Genomic DNA, 16,656 nt, shown 5'->3' with positions numbered 1-16,656 from the left:
AGCATTATGAGCGACATCAAAAAAGTGGTCCTGGCCTATTCCGGCGGACTCGACACCTCCGTCATCCTGAAATGGCTGCAAGATAACTACCAGTGCGAAATCGTCACCTTCACGGCCGACCTGGGCCAGGGCGAAGAGCTGGAACCGGCGCGCGCCAAGGCGATCAAGTTCGGCATCAAGCCTGAAAACATCCATATCGAAGACGTGCGCGAAGAATTCGTGCGCGATTTCGTCTTCCCGATGTTCCGCGCCAATACCGTCTACGAAGGCGAATACCTGCTGGGCACCTCGATTGCCCGCCCCCTGATCGCCAAGCGCCTGATCGAGATCGCCAACGCCACCGGCGCCGACGCCATCTCGCACGGCGCCACCGGCAAGGGCAACGACCAGGTGCGTTTCGAACTGGGTGCCTACGCCCTGAAGCCTGGCGTGAAGATCATCGCGCCATGGCGTGAATGGGATCTGCTGTCGCGCGAAAAACTGCTGCAGTACGCGCAAGACGCCGGCATCGAGATCGACATGAAGCACAAGAACGGCGGCGCGCCGTACTCGATGGACGCCAACTTGCTGCACATCAGCTTTGAAGGCCGCCACCTGGAAAACCCGAGCGCCGAAGCCGAAGAAACCATGTGGCGCTGGACCGTCAGCCCGGAAAATGCCCCGGACCAGGCCGAATACCTGGACCTCGAATACGAACAAGGCGACATCGTCGCCATCAACGGCGTGCGCATGTCGCCGGCCACCGTGCTGGCCGAACTGAACAAGGTTGGCGGCAAGCATGGCGTGGGACGCCTGGACCTGGTGGAAAACCGCTACGTCGGCATGAAGTCGCGCGGCTGCTATGAAACCCCGGGCGGCACCATCATGTTGAAAGCCCACCGCGCCATCGAATCGATCACCCTGGACCGCGAAGTGGCCCACCTGAAAGACGACCTGATGCCGCGCTACGCGTCGATGATCTACAACGGCTACTGGTGGGCGCCCGAGCGCGTCGCGCTGCAGACCCTGATCGACCACACGCAGCAGACCGTCAACGGCTGGGTACGCATCAAGCTGTACAAGGGCAATGTGATCGTCGTGTCGCGCGATTCGAAAACCGACTCGCTGTTCGACATGAACATCGCCACCTTCGACGAAGACGGCGGCGCCTACAACCAGGCCGATGCCGGCGGCTTCATCAAGCTCAACGCCCTGCGCATGCGCATCGCCGCCATTGCAAGGGAAAAGCGCGGCCAGAAGTAATCGCGCCCGTTGCGCTCGCCAAAACCGCCTGCGGGCGGTTTTTTTGTGTCCGCAATGCACACGCCAAGCCGTTCCCGCCGCGTTGCCGCCGCACGGCAGGGCCGGAACACCCCATTGTGTGTGCCCGCATGGCAAAATGCTGGAGTGCAATGAACTGCAATACCAGCAAGCTGACCTTACCGAACCGGAGCCCCCATGTTCAACGACCTGAGCATCAAGAATAAACTGTACCTGGGCTTCGGCTCCATCGTGGCGATCATCCTGGTCCTGCTGACTGTCGCCTACAGCAGTTTTTCGCGCCTGTCCGAAGCGAATCAGTGGGACCGCCACACGATGGATGTGCTCAGTGAAATCGGCAAGATCCACAATTCCATTCTGCAGGTCCAGGTCGAGGCGCGCGGCTACATTCTGACCGGCAGCGAAGCGTCGCTGAACCCGGAAACCGATGAAATGGCCGTGCTGACCCAGCACACGCAAAAAGCCATCGCCATGACGGTCGATAACAAGCAACAATCGGAACGCTTTCGCAGGATCGATCAGCTGACCACCACCTGGGTCAAGGACTGGATGAACCCGCAGATCGAAAAACGCCGCGCGCTGGGCAATGCGCCGGGCGCCACCGAAACCGTGGCGCGCAGCTTGCCGCCTGGCGGTTATCCGGCCATCGTGCAGGCCAGGAAACTGCTCGACGAGGCGGCCGCCACTGAAACGCAATTGCTGGCCGAGCGCACGGCCACCTCGGCCAGGCTACAGGGCACCATGATGCTGACCCTGGCGCTGGGCGGCCTGCTGTGCATGGTGCTGGCGCTGGGCATTTCCTACATCCTGGGCAAATCCATCCTGGGACCGCTGAACAACCTGACCGACGCCGTGGGCCGCATCGCCGGTGGCGAGCACGGCGCGCGCGCCATGATCCTGTCGCGTGACGAACTGGGCAAGGTAACAGAGGAATTCAACCGCATGGCGCAAACCATCGAAGACAACCAGGCCAATGAACTGGCGGCCACCAATACCTTGCGCGCCAAGGTCGATTCGCTGCTGGAAGTGGTGTCGAAAGCGGCCTCGGGCGACCTGACTGGCAAGGTCAGCATTACCGGCAGCGACGCCATCGGTCAGCTGGGCAAAGGCCTGGCGAAGATGTTCGAGAACCTGCGCAGCCTGCTCAACAATGTGCAAAAGGCCGGCATCCAGGTGACCACTTCGGCCACCGAGATCGCCGCCTCGGCGCGCCAGCAGGAAGCGACCGGCATCGAGCAGGCGCAAACCAGCGTCGAGATCCTCAGCACCACCAGGGAAATCTCGGCCAATACCAGCGAGTTGCTGAAAACCATGGAAGACGCCACCGCCGTGGCCGACTACACGACCAATGCCACGGCCGAAGCCCAGAACAACCTCAAGCGCATGGACTCGACCATGCAGCACATGGTCTCGGCCACCGATTCCATCAACGCCAAGCTGGCCGCCCTGTCGGAAAAAGCCAGCAATATCAATAGCGTGCTGATCACCATTACCAAGGTGGCCGACCAGACCAATATCTTGTCGCTGAACGCCGCCATCGAGGCGGAAAAAGCCGGCGAAGCGGGCCGCGGCTTCTCGGTGGTGGCCACCGAGATCCGCCGCCTGGCCGACCAGACGTCGGTGTCGACCTGGGATATCGAGCAGATGCTCAAGGAAATGCAGTCGGCCGTGTCGGCCAGCGTGATGGGCATGGACAAGTTCTCGGAAGAGATACGCCGCAGCGTCGGCGAAGTGCGGCAAGTGACCGACCAGCTCTCCGGCGTGATGGACCAGGTGCAGAAACTGGCGCCGCAGTTCGACGCCGTGCTGCAGGGCATGCAGTCGCAGGCGATCGGCGCCTCGCAGATTTCCGACACCATGATGCAGCTCAACGACGCCACCCAGCAAACGGTGGAGTCGCTCAAGGCAACCAGCGAAGCGGTGCACCAGCTGCAATATGCGGCCGGCGACCTGCAATCGAGCGTGTCGAACTTTGCGGTGACGATCTGATCCATGAAAGTACTGGTTTTTCATATCGGGAAGGATCGCTACGGCCTGCCACTGGCGGCCATCGTGCGCGTGCTGCCCCTGCTTGAACTCAAGCAGCTGCCGCTCACGCCCGATTACGTGGCCGGCCTGCTGGACCTGCATGGCTTGCCCGTCCCCGTGATCGACCTGTCGCGCCTGGCGGGCCTGGCGCCGGCCGCGGCGCAGTTCGACACGCGCATCGTCGTCGTCGACTACCGGGCGCCCGACGGCGGCCAGCATGTGCTGGGGCTGATGGCCTCGCGCGTGCGCGGCATCGCCGGCTTCGACCCCGCGCAGCTCGGCGAGTGCGGCGTGGCCGGCGCGCCCTTCCTGGGCCAGGTGGCCAGCGACGCCGACGGCATGCTGCAATTGGTCGAACTCGACCATTTGCTCACGGCCGAGGTGCGCGCGCTGCTGTTCCCGCGCAGGAGCGCGGCATGACGGCGCAGGCGCTGCTGCGCCGCGCCACCGGCCTGTCCGTGTCCAAAGCGATGGCCGAGCGGGCCGTGCGCCAGCGCATGGAGCGCACGGGCCAGGATGACAGCGCAGCTTACCTGGCCGGCATCACGCCGGAAGAAATGACGCAGCTGGTGGAACTGGTGGTGGTGCCCGAATCGTGGCTGTTCCGCGATCCGCAGGCGTTCTACGCCACCGTCGAACTGGTGCGGGAACGCTGGTCGCGCGGCCGCACCACGCGCATCGCCTCGATACCCTGCGCCGGCGGCGAAGAACCGTATTCGATGGCGATGGCGCTGCGCGACGCCGACCTGCCGCGCGCCGCCGTCAGCATCGACGCCTATGACCTGAGCCCGGCCTGCATCGAGCGCGCGCAAGCGGGCGTGTATGGCCGCAACGCCTTCCGCGTCCAGGACGTGGCTTTTCGCGAGCGCTATTTCACGCATGTGGCCGACGACTCCTACCGCATCGTCGACGCGCTGCGCACGCAAATCACGTTCAGACAGGGCAATCTGCTGCGCTTCGATACCGACGCCCTGGGCAAGCACTACGACGTGATCTTCTGCCGCAACCTGCTGATTTATTTCGACAAGCCCACCACGCGCGCGGCCATTGCCAAGCTGTCGGCGCTGCTGGCCGACGACGGCATGCTGCTGGCCGGCTATGCCGAAGTGCCCGCTTTCTGCCAGCACGGCTTTGCGCCGCTGCAGTACCGCCAGGCGTTTGCGCTGAAAAAGGACGATAAGCCGCCTGCCATCAGACCGGCGCCGCTGCCGCAGCCAGTGCGCAACAAACCGCAACTGCGCAGCGTGCCTTCCTTGCCAGCGGCAGCGCCCACGCCCGCACGCCCGGGGCCACCGTCGACACCTGCGCCCATAGCGGCAGCGGCCGACCTGCTGGCCGAAGCGCGCGTGCTGGCCGACCGTGGCCTGCTGCGCGAAGCGGGCGACAATTGCCATGCCCACCTGGCGCGCGAGCCCGAGGCGGCCGAAGCGTATTATCTGCTGGGCCTGATCAACGAACTGGCCGGCAAGATGGACCTGGCCGACAATTACTGGCGCCGCTGCATCTACCTGCGGCCCGACCACTACGAGGCGCTGTGCCATCTGGCGCTGCTGGCCGAGCGCAATGGCAACCATACGGCCGCCGCCACGCTCAAGTCGCGCGCGGCGCGCATCTACCAGCGCCGCCAGGCCAGCGCGGGCCACTAACATGCGGAAAACGCCACCATGACCAGCCCCCCTGTGACCAGTCCTTCTGTCATCGAATTGCACGACGCCATCAGCGATTGCTGGAACCGGATCGGCGTGGTCGGCGACCAGAGCTGCGACAAGCTGCCGGCCCATATCCACTGCCGCAATTGCGATGTGTATGCGCGTGCAGCGCAGCGCAACCTGCAGCGCCCGATCGACGCGCAATACCGCCAGCACTGGGCCAGCCACTTCAGCGCGCGCCAGGCCGACGGTGACGCGAAGGACAGTTCGGTGCTGGTGTTTCGCATCGGCCGCGAATGGCTGGCGCTGCCCACGCGTGTCTTCGATTGCGTCGCGCCGCAGGCGACGCCGCATGTGCTGCCGCACCGCATCGGAGGCGGCTTGCTGGGCATCGTCAATATCGGCGGCCAGCTCTATCCCTGCATGTCGCTGGCCAGCCTCCTGGGGATCGACGAACACGCTGCGCCAGCGGCCAGGGGCCGCCACACCTTTGCGCGATTGCTGCTGATGCGCTGGGAAGAGCAGTCGTTCGCGCTGCCGGTGGCCGACCTGCACGGCATCGTGCGCCATGCTGCCAGCGCGCTGCAAGCGCCGGCCGCCACCCTCAACAAGGGCCTGTCGCGCTTTTTGTCGGGCGTAATCACCGAAAACGAGCTGCGCATCGGCTGCCTGGATACGGCGCTGATCGGCTTTCAACTTGCGAGACTATTACGATGAGCCAGGACCAGCACGGCGACCTGAGCGCCTTTTCCATGCGGGACCTGTTCCGCATGGAAGCGGACAGCCAGACCCAGATCCTCACCGACGGCCTGCTGACCATGGAGCGCCACGCCGGTGACGCCGCCGCCGTCGAGGCGATGATGCGCGCGGCGCACTCGATCAAGGGCGCCGCCGCCATCGTCGGCCTGCAAGTGGTGGTGCAGCTGGCGCACGGCATGGAAGACAGCTTTGTCGCCGCCCAGCACGGCTGCCTGAAACTCACGCCCGAACGGGTCGACGTGCTGCTGTCGGGCGTCGACCTGATCGTGCAATTGTCGCGCCTGGACGACGCAGGCGCCGAAGCATGGCTGGCCGCCAACGCCATCGGGATCGAGCAGACCCTGAACGCGATCATTCGCATTGCCGAACTGCCGGAATTGCCACCGCTGCCGTCGAAGTCCCCGATGCCGGCGCCGGCCGCCCCGTGCCTGTCCGGCCTGCCCGACGATATCCAGGCCGCGCTGGCTGGCGAGATGGCCGCGCTGCTCGCTTCGGCCCCGCCGTCTGAAGCGATCGACGAGGCGCCGGCCAGCGTGCCACGCGCAGGTCACGCGCCTGCCGCCAGGGCGCCGGCGCAGAACTTCGACCGTTTGCTGTCGCTGGCCAGCGAATCGCGCATCAATGCGCACCAGATGCATCCGCTGATCGGTGCGCTGCAGCGCTTCAAGCGCAACCAGAGCAGCCTGTTTTCAGACGTCGAGCAGTTGCACGAGGCGATCGCGCGCACCGGCGACGCAGGGCTGATCGAAAAATCCCTGCTGGCGCTGCAAAAGACCCAGCCGCTCAAGCAGTTCGTGCTGGAACATATCGCCGATATCGAAAGCTATGAGCGGCGCCTGCTGGCCGTTTCGCAAGGCATGGTCGATGAAGTGCTGGCGCTGCGCATGCGCCCGTTCCGCGACGGCGTCCACGCCTTTCCGCGCATGGTGCGCGACCTGGCGCGCAGCCTGGGCAAGGAAGTGCGGCTCGAGATCGAGGGCGAAGACACCCTGGTCGACCGCGATATCCTGGCCAGGATCGAAAGCCCGCTCAACCACATGCTGCGCAACGCCATCGACCATGGCATGGAAGGACCGTACGAACGCCTCGATGCGGGCAAACCGGCGCTGGGCACCGTGCGCATGGAAGCGCGCCACCGCGCCGGCATGCTCAGTATCGAGATCAGCGACGACGGACGCGGCGTCGACCTGGAAAAAATCCGCCAGTCGGTCATTACCCGCAAGATGGCCAGTGCGGCCATGGCGGCGGCGCTGTCGAGCGGCGAATTGCTGGAGTTTTTGTTCCTGCCCGCCTTCAGCCTGAAGGAAAAAGCCAATGAACTGTCGGGCCGCGGCGTGGGCCTGGACATCGTGCATGAAACCATCCGCCAGCAAAACGGCACGGTGCGCCTGGAATCGGAAGCGGGACGCGGCTTTCGCGCCCTGATCACCCTGCCGCTGACGCAGTCGATCGTGCGCGCGCTGGTGATCGATATCCGGGGCGCAGCGTACGCGATTCCCATCGTCAAGGTGGAAAGCGTGGTGCGGGTGCCGCAATCGGCCATCCACACGCTGGAAAACAAGCAGTTTTTCGAGCTCAAGGGCGAGCACCTGGGGCTGGTGTCGGCGGCCCAGGTGCTCGAACTGGGCGAGGCCGACGCCAGCGGCGAGGACCTGCCGGTGGTGGTGATCGGGCGCGGCAAGCAAAGCTATGCGCTGGTGGTGGGCGCGATCCGCGGCGAGCAAAGCCTGGCGGTGCAGGCGATCGACCCGATCTTCGGCAAGATGCGCGACATTTCCGCCGCCGCCCTGCTCGATGACGGCGAACCGGTGCTGATCCTCGACGTGCCCGACCTGCTGCTGTCGATCGACAAGCTGCTGCACGAGGGCGGCCTGCACCAGCTGGCCCAGGGCGGCCCGGCGCAGCAGCGGCGCGCCAAGCGCATCCTGGTGGTCGACGATTCGCTGACGGTGCGCGAAATGGAACGCAAGCTGCTGCTGGGACGCGGTTTTGCGGTCGACGTGGCGATCGACGGCATCGACGGCTGGAACATGGTGCGCAGCGGCGACTACGACCTGCTGATCACCGATGTCGACATGCCGCGCATGGATGGCATCGAGCTGGTCTCGCTGGTCAAGAAGGACCTGCACCTGCACAAGCTGCCGGTGATGATCGTGTCGTACAAGGACCGCCCGGAGGACCGCGCGCGCGGCCTGTCCGCCGGCGCCGATTATTACCTGACCAAAGGCAGCTTCCACGACGAGACCCTGCTCGATGCCGTGGCCGACCTGATAGGAGACGCCCGCATATGAGACCGAAGACATGAAAATAGCCATCGTCAACGATGTGGCGATGGCGGCCGAGGCGCTGCGGCGCGTGGTCGCCAGCACGCAGGAGCACCAGGTGCTGTGGATCGCCCGCACGGGCCTCGAAGCGGTGCGCATGTGCCTGGACAACCGGCCCGACCTGATCCTGATGGATCTGAACATGCCGGAAATGGACGGCGTGGAGGCGACGCGCCAGATCATGGAGCAATGCCCGTGCGCCATCCTGGTGGTGACGGGACGGCCGCAGGACAATGTCAACCATGTGTTTCGCGCGCTGGGCGCCGGCGCACTCGACGTCACCGCCACGCCTGTGCTGCAAGGCAAGATAGACGGCGACTGCGAATTGCTGGCCAAGATCAAGACCATCGGCAAGCTGATACGCCACAACGGCGAAACATCGCCGCCACCGCGCCAGCAACAGCCTGGTGAACGCAGCGACGGCCAGGTGCAGACGCTGGTGGCGATCGGCGCGTCGACCGGCGGCCCGTCGGCGGTGGCGAAAGTGCTGTCGGACTGGACCGCGCCGCCCGGCTGCGCCATCGTGGTGGTGCAGCATATCGATGAAAAGTTTGCCTCGCATTTCGCCAAATGGCTCGACGACCAGTTGAACGTGCCGGTGCGCGTGATCGGCGAAGGCGACGAGCTGGTAGCCGGCACGGTGCTGATCGCCAAGACCAATGACCACCTGTTGCTGGATCAAAATTATCGTTTGCGTTACGATGCGGCTCCACGCGACTATGTCTACCGTCCTTCGGTCGATGTGTTTTTCCATTGCGTGGCACAGCACTGGCGCGGCGATGCGGTCGGCGTCTTGCTTACCGGCATGGGCCGCGATGGCGGCGACGGCTTGCTGGCCATGCGCCGCGCCGGCAAGACCACCATCGCGCAAGACCAGGCCAGCAGCGCCGTCTACGGCATGCCGCGCGCGGCGGCGGAACTCGATGCGGCACAATTGATCCTGCCGCTCGACAAGATAGGCGCAAGCTTGCGCAATCGACTGGGTAGCCGGCTCAACAATGGCCAGGCCCCTTTCACCAACCTCTGAAAAGACCGCAATGCCCGAATTTTCCACCCGCTCCCTGCCCCACGAAACCGCCCTGACCGAATTCAAGGTCAGCGTCCTGCTGGTGGACGATCAATTGATTATCGCGGAAGCGATCCGGCGCATGACGAGCGACCAGCTCGATATCGAGTTTCACTACGTCACCGACGCCGCGCTGGCGTTGGAGACGGCCGTGCGCATGCAGCCGACGGTGATCCTGCAAGACCTGGTGCTGCCCGGCATCGATGGCTTCGCGCTGATCAAGCAGTACCGCGAACACGCGGTGCTGGCGCATGTGCCGGTGATCGTGCTGTCGGCCAAGGATGACCCGAAACTGAAGGCCTACAGCTTTGCCGTGGGCGCCAACGATTATGTCGTCAAGCTGCCCGACCGGCTGGAGTTGCTGGCGCGCATACGCTACCACTCGAACGCCCATATCAGCCGCCTGCAGCGCGACCAGGCCTTCCGCTTCCTGCGCGAAAGCCAGAAAAACCTGGCCGAGGCCAATATCGAATTGCAGAAACTGGCGGCCCTCGATGGCCTGACAGGCATCGCCAACCGCCGCCGCTTCGATGAGACCTTGCAAATCGAATGGCAACGTGGCCAGCGCGACAAGGCGCCGCTGAGCCTGTTGTTCTGCGATATCGACCTGTTCAAGTGCTATAACGACCAGTTCGGCCACCTGGCCGGGGACCTGTGCCTGAAGAAAGTGGCGGCCGTGCTGACCGAGCACCTGAAGCGCCCGGCCGACCTGGCGGCGCGCTACGGCGGCGAGGAGTTCGCGCTGGTGCTGCCGGAAACAGACGTCGCAGGCGCGATGAAAATCGCCGAAGCGTGCCGGCGCCACCTGGAAAGCCTGCAGATCGAGCACCCGGGCGCCGCGCTGGGCATCGTCACGGTGTCGATCGGCGTGGCCACCGTGGTGCCCTCGCCGCAATCGACCGTCGAGCAACTGATCAACCGTGCCGACCAGGCCCTGTACGCCGTCAAGCGCAGCGGGCGCAACAGCGTATTGACGGCCGAAGACACGAGTACCGATTTTTAACCACAAGAAAGGCAAGCATGAGCACGCAACTGGACAATGTCAGCGTCGTCAAGAAGTCGAACATCTATTTTGATGGCAAGTGCATCTCGCACAATGTCATCTTTCCTGATGGCACGAAAAAAAGCGTGGGCGTGATTTTCGCGTCCTCGCTGCGCTTCAACACGGGCGCGCCGGAAATCATGGAAATTGTGGGCGGCCTGTGCAAGGTGCGCCTGGCCGACGCCACCGAATGGGCCAGCTATGGCGCGGGAGAGCAGTTCACCATTCCGGGCAACAGCCATTTCGATATCGAAACCATCGAAACGTTAGATTACGTCTGCCACTTCGGTTGATTTAAACAAACACCGGCTCCGGCGACAGCACCACCCCATACTTCGCCTCGACATCCTTGCGGATCGCCTCGGCCAACCCGGTAATATCGGCGCCACGAGCGCCGCCGTTATTGACCAGGACCAGTGCCTGCCTGGGATACACTCCCGCAGGCCCCAGGTTTTTCCCCTTCCAGCCGCACTGATCGATCAGCCAGCCCGCCGCCAGCTTCTCGCTGCCATCGGCTTGCGCATGGTGCACCAGTGCCGGATAGCGCTCGAGCAGCTGCGCGCAATGCGCTTTTGACACCACGGGATTTTTGAAGAAACTGCCGGCATTGCCGATCACGGCCGGGTCGGGCAGCTTGCGGCGACGGATCGCGATCACCGTATCGGCCACCTGCTGCGCCGTGGGCTGCTCCAGTTGCTGTTCCAGTAGCGCCTGCGCCAGTTCCGCATAGCGCAGATTCGGCTGCCACTGCGCCGGCAAGGCGAAGGTCACTTCCAGCACGATCAGCCCGGCGCCGTCGGCATGCTTGAAGATGCTGTCGCGGTAGCCGAAACGGCAGGCCTCGCGGTCCATGTCGAACACCATGCCGCTGCCGGCGTGCATCACACTGACGCTATGGAAAACATCCTTGATTTCCACCCCGTAGGCGCCGATATTCTGGATCGGCGCCGCGCCCACCGTGCCCGGGATCAGTGACAGGTTTTCCAGCCCGCCCACACCTTGCGCCAGGGTCCACTGCACGAAGGCGTGCCAGTTCTCGCCGGCCGCCGCCGTCACCAGAATGGTGTCGAACGACGCTTGCGCCAGGCGCATGCCGGTCGTCGCCATATGCAGCACGACACCGGGAAAGTCGCCGGTCAAAACGATATTGCTGCCGCCGCCCAGGATCAGGCGCGGCATGCCGGCCAACGCCGGTTCTTGCAGCGCCGCTTGCAACTGGGAGGTGGAGGTAATGCGCACATAGGCGCAAGCCTGGGCCACAATGCCGAAGGTATTGAGTGCTTGCAGCGGATAATTGGGTTCGATGGTGAGCTCTGGAGACATGGGATACCGTTTATTTTGCTCGATTATAGAGTGAATACGACAAAAAACCAGCGCAAGACAAGGGCAGGCTGGCCGTTGTCCGTTAAAATGTCGCATCTTTAACAGGGCCGCGCCACTTGCGCCAGTGCACGTGCCCGGCGCGCCCCGCGCGCACCGCTCCAACACGAAAGGACTGACCATGCCGTCATTTGATGTAGTTTCCGAAGCCGATATGATCGAAGTAAAAAACGCGGTCGAACAAGCCAACAAGGAAATTTCCACCCGTTTCGACTTCAAGGGCAGCGACGCGCGCGTCGAGCACAAGGAAAATGAACTGACCGCGTTTGCGGATTCCGATTTCCAGCTCAGCCAGGTACGCGACGTGCTGACCAACAAACTGACCAAGCGCAAGGTCGATGTACGCTTCCTCGACGAAGGCGATATCAAGAAGATCGGCGGCGACAAGGTCAAGCAGATCATCAAGATCAAGAATGGCATCGAGACCGATGACGCCAAGAAAATCGTGCGCGTCATCAAGGATAGCAAGATGAAAGTGCAAGCGAGCATCCAGGGTGAAGCCGTGCGCGTCACGGGCGCCAAGCGCGACGACCTGCAAGCGGCGATGGCCATGCTGCGCAAGGATGTGCCGGACATGCCGCTGGAATTTAACAATTTCCGCGACTGATACTGGTCCCGTAACAGTGGGGTGCCGCACCAAGACCCTTGCCCGCTTGCGGTAGAATTGGGCTTGCGCACAGTAATAACGACGGTAGTCTAAGGATAGCAATGAAACGTGTTGATGATTTCCGCCTGAGATTTGGCAAAAAAGAGTATGTGCCCATCATGATTGGCGGAATGGGTGTGGATATTTCCACGTCGGAGCTGGCGCTGGAAGCGGCCCGGCTGAACGGTATCGGCCATATCTCCGATGCCATGGTGGAAGACGTGTCGGACCGCCGTTTCGACACCACCTTCGTCAAGGACAAGACGAAACTGTACAAATTCAACATCAATAACAGCGACAAGGCCGTGGTGCAGTTCGACCTGGGCCGCCTGGCCGAAGCGCAACGCCGCCACATCGGCGCCACCATGGAAGCGAAAAAAGGCGATGGTCTGATTTTCGTCAACTGCATGGAAAAGCTGACCATGAACGGCCCGCGCGAAACCTTGCGCGTGCGCCTGAACGCGGCGCTCGACGCCGGCATCGACGGCATTACCCTGTCGGCCGGCCTGCACTTCGGTTCGTTTGCGCTGATGGCCGACCACCCGCGTTTCCGCGATGCCAAGCTGGGCATCATCGTCTCGTCCGTGCGCGCCCTGCAAATTTTCCTGCGCAAGAACGCCAAGCTGAACCGCCTGCCCGACTTCGTCATCGTCGAAGGCCCGCTGGCCGGCGGCCACCTGGGCTTCGGCATGGACTGGGCCAATTACGACCTGCACACAATTACCGCCGAAGTGCTGGCCTACCTGAAAGCGGAACAGCTCGATATTCCGCTGATCGCCGCCGGCGGCATTTTCACGGGCAGCGACGCTGTCTCCTTCCTGGAAGCGGGCGCGGCCGGTGTACAAGTGGCCACCCGCTTTACTGTCACCACCGAATGCGGCCTGCCCGACAAGGTCAAGCAGGAATACTACCGCGCCTCGGAAGAAGACATCATCGTCAACGGCGTCTCGCCAACCGGCTACCCGATGCGCATGCTGAAAAGCACGCCGGCCATCGGCGCCGGCATCCGTCCGGGCTGCGAATCGTACGGCTACCTGCTCGACGCCACCGGCAACTGCGCCTATATCAACTCGTACAACCGCGAAGTGGCGGCCCATCCCGAGCTGAAAGTCGTGTCGGTGATGGACAAGACCTGCCTGTGCACGCATATGCGCAACTTCAACTGCTGGACCTGCGGTCATTACACCTACCGCCTGAAGGACACCACGCACAAGCTCGACAATGGCGAATACCAGATCCTGTCGGCCGAACATGTCTTCAAGGACTATCAGTTCAGCGTCGACAACCAGATCGCCCTGCCGGAAAAAATCGTGCAAGCCTGAATGAACGAGGTTTGAAATAACATGGCGCAGCCTGCGAAGGCCGCGCCATTTTTTATGCTGCCAGCGCGACGGCAAGGCGGCTGGCAATGTGGTCGAAACGGGGCCGCTGCAAAGGCCGTTCCTGCAAGCAAGCACTCGCCAATTCATCCAGCCCCGGCAAGCGCGTCTCGCAGCGCGCCAGCAATTCGGCCAGCAGCACGCCAAAGGCGCGCACTTCGATCGCCTGCAGCACAGCGGCAACCGGCGCCTCGGGCGCAAACAGCGAGGCGGCGCCAAAGTCGCCCAGCAGGCAACGCCCGTCCGGATGGTGCACAATATTGTGGGCATACAAGTCGCCATGCACGACGCCATGCGCGTGCAGCTGGCAAGCGGCCGAGGCGACGCCGTGGGCGATGGCCAGCAGTTGCGGCAAGCTCAAGCGCACTGCGTCGCCATAGATATCGCGCGTGCACGAGGCCAGGCTGGGTGGCCCGGCCAGGTTGACATAGGCCGCATCGATCAGGGGCATCACCAGTCCGGGCGATCCTTGTGGGTGAGCACTTACGGTGCCGAGGATGGGGATCATGCTGGCGTGCGGGCCGGCGCTGACGCAGGCGGCCATCTCGCTGCGCGGCAAGCCATCGCTGGTCATGGCGCCCTTGAACACCTTGACGGCAACCGGCTGGCCGTCGAGCGTGGCCTGCGAAATCACGCCCGAGGCGCCCTCGCCCAATTGCCGGCCCAGCTGCAAACGGCACCAATCAATATGCGCCATGCCAGCGGCGTCGAGCGCGGCCGCCTCGCGTGCCTCATTGAACGGGTTGCCGGCGCAGGCCAGCCAGCTCAGGCGAGGTAAATCCTGCAGCCAGGCGGGCAGCGACGGCAACAGGTTGGCGGATATGCGCAACAGTTCCAATCGACTGCAACGGGCCAGCGAGTCGGGCAGCGACCGCAGGCAATTGCCGGCCAGCATCAGTTTTTGCAGCTGGCTGCAATCGCCGAGTTCTTCCGGAATAGTCTCGATGGCGTTGTCGGTCAGGGTCAGCCAGCGTAACCTGGGCGGCAGCGACGCGGCCGGCACCTCGCCAATGCAGTTGGCCTTGAAACCGATCATGCTCAGTTCCGGACAGCTGCCCAGCACGGAAGGCAAGGTGGTAAACAGATTGTTTGAACAAAACACGATGCGCAGCTTGTGCAAGCGCGGCAAATCGTCGGGCAGCGACGACAGGGCATTGCTAGAGAGGTCGAGGATTTCCAGGCTGTCGGCCAGGTCATAGATTTCAGGCGGGAAGGAGGTCAGGCCGCAGGACAGGCTCAAACGCTGCGCGCCATCCAACTGGCCGGCGCGCAACTGTTCCAAAGTGGTGGACAAGGCATGCTTTCAAATCGATAAAATCAAAGTGTAGCAGGCGCGCGTTTTCCACTCAGCATTTTTTGTGCCAGATCGGCCGGCCAGGGCGGCAATAGCTAAGCCAGCTTGAACGTGCTGACCGATGCTGATAGTTGCTGCGCCTGATCCTGCATGCTGTGCGCGGCGGCCGATGCCTCCTCGACCAGCGCGGCGTTCTGCTGGGTCACATCGTCCAGCTGGCGGATCGCCAGGCTGATTTGCTCGATGCCGTTGGTCTGCTCGTTGCTGGCGGCGCTGATGCCGCTGATGATATCGGTGACGCGGTGCACGCTGACGACCACCTCGTTCATCGTCGCGCCGGCCTCGTTCACCAGGCGCGCGCCGGCATCGACCGTCAGCACGGAGGTATCGATCAATGCCTTGATCTCCCTGGCGGCGGCGGACGATCGCTGCGCCAGGTTACGCACCTCGCTTGCCACGACGGCGAAGCCACGGCCCTGCTCGCCGGCGCGCGCCGCCTCGACCGCCGCATTCAAGGCCAGGATATTGGTCTGGAACGCGATGCCGTCGATGACACCGATGATGTCGACGATTTTCTTCGACGAGGTGTTGATCGCGCCCATGGTATCGATCACCTGCGCCACCACGACGCCGCCGCGCATCGCCACATCGGATGCCGATAGCGCAAGCTGCTGCGCCTGGTGCGCGTGGCCGGCGTTGTGCTTGACCGATTGCGTCAACGCCTCGACCGACGAGGTGGTTTGCTCCAGCGCCGAGGCCTGGGCCTCCGTACGCGCGGACAAGTCCTGGTTGCCCGTTGCGATTTGCACCGATGCGCTGGCGATGGTGCCGGTCCCGTTGCGGATATGTCCGACGATCTGCACCAGCCCATCTTGCATGGCTTTCATCGCCGCCAACAGGCTATGCCGGTCACCCGGTGCAGTATGGATTTTCACGCCAAGGTTACCTGCGGCGATACTGCCGGCGATGTCGGCCGCGTAACGCGGTTCGCCACCCAGTTGCGATATCAGGCTGCGCGCCAGCGCGTACAACACGGCAGCCGCCAGGCCTACCGAAGCGAGCAGAATTGCCAGCATGACGGCGGACGAGGACGCGATCTGCGACTTGGCATAGGCCTCGTCCTCGGCGGTGCGTTTGCTGGCACGCTCGACCAGCTGGTTGATGACGGCGCGATGCTGTGCATAGCGTTGCTTCATCACCTCCAGCGCGGCGGCGGCAGCGGCGCTATCATCGCGTTGCAACGCCGGTATGAATTGTGTGAAAGCGACCTGGTAAAACGCCTGCGCCGGCTTGTCTGCGCCGTTGAGCAACAAATCCTTGAGATCGGCTTCCAGCCCCTCCTTTTCCCAGAAAGCATGACGCGTGTCGTAATCGTTCTTGAGCGAGGTGAGATTGTCGACCAGCGCCTTGCGCTCGGCGGGCGCCGCAGCCATGGCCTGCAAGGAGACCAGATAGGATTCGATGATGTACTCGGGCGGCGGTAAAATATCCGCGATCAAGTCCTTGCCCTGGACCACACGCTGATAAATCGGACCATTGACCTTCAGTTCATCGAGCACCTTGAACGACCACGCGCCATACACCGCAAAACCGGCGACGATAATCACCATCAATAAAGCGAAGCGGTGGGCCAGCTTTAGCTGTGAAGATTTCATAATGGAAGGAAAATTTGCCGGTGGACAGAAGAGTATCAAGTATATAGTGACTAATGCAAAAAAGCCCCGCCAGATTTCTCTGGAGGGGCTTTTTCTAAATAACAAGCCTGACGATAACCTACTTTCACACTGGTTGCAGCACTATCATCGGCGCAAAGTTGTTTCACGGTCCTG

General features: G+C 63.1%; 14 protein-coding genes. 11 read left to right on the top strand and 3 right to left on the bottom strand.

Going from position 1 to position 16,656, the window contains the following annotated elements; translation table 11 throughout:
• Nucleotides 1-6: 6 nt before the first annotated feature.
• The 9 genes from CD932_RS26530 to CD932_RS26490 all read left to right on the top strand — a co-directional run bounded on the left by CD932_RS26530 (nt 7) and on the right by CD932_RS26490 (nt 10,421).
• On the top strand, nt 7-1,242 hold the full coding sequence (locus CD932_RS26530) for an argininosuccinate synthase (RefSeq protein ID WP_094445904.1): 1,236 nt from the start codon (nt 7-9) through the stop codon (nt 1,240-1,242).
• A 195-nt stretch (nt 1,243-1,437) separates the two neighbouring features.
• Nucleotides 1,438-3,249: a methyl-accepting chemotaxis protein gene (locus CD932_RS26525; RefSeq protein WP_094445903.1), complete on the top strand. Its 1,812-nt coding sequence runs from the start codon at nt 1,438-1,440 to the stop codon at nt 3,247-3,249.
• A 3-nt stretch (nt 3,250-3,252) separates the two neighbouring features.
• Nucleotides 3,253-3,708 carry a chemotaxis protein CheW gene (locus CD932_RS26520; RefSeq protein WP_094445902.1) on the top strand — a complete coding sequence of 152 codons (456 nt, stop codon included), beginning with the start codon at nt 3,253-3,255 and terminating at the stop codon, nt 3,706-3,708.
• Nucleotides 3,705-4,934, top strand: a complete 1,230-nt coding sequence (locus CD932_RS26515) for a protein-glutamate O-methyltransferase CheR (protein ID WP_094445901.1) — start codon at nt 3,705-3,707, stop codon at nt 4,932-4,934. Before CD932_RS26520 ends, CD932_RS26515 begins: the two co-directional genes overlap by 4 nt.
• An 18-nt stretch (nt 4,935-4,952) precedes the next feature.
• Complete coding sequence (locus CD932_RS26510) at nt 4,953-5,654, top strand: chemotaxis protein CheW (RefSeq protein ID WP_094445900.1); 702 nt, start codon at nt 4,953-4,955, stop codon at nt 5,652-5,654.
• Nucleotides 5,651-7,987 (top strand): hybrid sensor histidine kinase/response regulator, encoded by a 2,337-nt coding sequence (locus CD932_RS26505; protein WP_094445899.1) that lies wholly within the window; start codon nt 5,651-5,653, stop codon nt 7,985-7,987. The genes CD932_RS26510 and CD932_RS26505 overlap by 4 nt, the downstream gene beginning before the upstream one ends.
• A 10-nt stretch (nt 7,988-7,997) precedes the next feature.
• Complete coding sequence (gene cheB / locus CD932_RS26500; RefSeq protein WP_094445898.1) at nt 7,998-9,047, top strand: chemotaxis-specific protein-glutamate methyltransferase CheB; 1,050 nt, start codon at nt 7,998-8,000, stop codon at nt 9,045-9,047.
• Nucleotides 9,048-9,057: 10 nt separating this feature from the next.
• The gene (locus CD932_RS26495) at nt 9,058-10,089 is read left to right on the top strand and encodes a diguanylate cyclase (protein WP_094445897.1); all 1,032 of its coding nucleotides are present in this window, start codon (nt 9,058-9,060) and stop codon (nt 10,087-10,089) included.
• Nucleotides 10,090-10,106: 17 nt separating this feature from the next.
• Complete coding sequence (locus tag CD932_RS26490) at nt 10,107-10,421, top strand: pyrimidine/purine nucleoside phosphorylase (RefSeq protein WP_094445896.1); 315 nt, start codon at nt 10,107-10,109, stop codon at nt 10,419-10,421.
• 1 nt (nt 10,422) lies between these two features.
• On the opposite strand, the gene murB is transcribed toward CD932_RS26490, so the two are convergent.
• Complete coding sequence (murB, locus tag CD932_RS26485; protein ID WP_094445895.1) at nt 10,423-11,451, bottom strand: UDP-N-acetylmuramate dehydrogenase; 1,029 nt, start codon at nt 11,449-11,451, stop codon at nt 10,423-10,425.
• Nucleotides 11,452-11,629: 178 nt separating this feature from the next.
• Here murB and CD932_RS26480 point away from each other — a divergent pair, with 178 nt between their 5' ends.
• Both CD932_RS26480 and CD932_RS26475 read left to right on the top strand, forming a co-directional pair.
• Nucleotides 11,630-12,115: a YajQ family cyclic di-GMP-binding protein gene (locus tag CD932_RS26480; protein ID WP_065306321.1), complete on the top strand. Its 486-nt coding sequence runs from the start codon at nt 11,630-11,632 to the stop codon at nt 12,113-12,115.
• 101 nt (nt 12,116-12,216) lie between these two features.
• Nucleotides 12,217-13,476 (top strand): nitronate monooxygenase, encoded by a 1,260-nt coding sequence (locus tag CD932_RS26475; protein WP_094445894.1) that lies wholly within the window; start codon nt 12,217-12,219, stop codon nt 13,474-13,476.
• Nucleotides 13,477-13,528: 52 nt separating this feature from the next.
• On the opposite strand, the gene CD932_RS26470 is transcribed toward CD932_RS26475, so the two are convergent.
• Complete coding sequence (locus CD932_RS26470; protein WP_094445893.1) at nt 13,529-14,827, bottom strand: leucine-rich repeat-containing protein kinase family protein; 1,299 nt, start codon at nt 14,825-14,827, stop codon at nt 13,529-13,531.
• Nucleotides 14,828-14,922: 95 nt separating this feature from the next.
• Nucleotides 14,923-16,482 carry a methyl-accepting chemotaxis protein gene (locus CD932_RS26465; RefSeq protein ID WP_094445892.1) on the bottom strand — a complete coding sequence of 520 codons (1,560 nt, stop codon included), beginning with the start codon at nt 16,480-16,482 and terminating at the stop codon, nt 14,923-14,925.
• Nucleotides 16,483-16,656: the final 174 nt, after the last annotated feature.

It is taken from the genome of Janthinobacterium sp. PC23-8 (genome assembly GCF_002250505.1).
GTDB lineage: Bacteria > Pseudomonadota > Gammaproteobacteria > Burkholderiales > Burkholderiaceae_D > Janthinobacterium.
The sequence above is the reverse complement of the archived record's forward strand: the minus strand, read 5'-3'. Positions and strand labels throughout refer to the sequence as shown.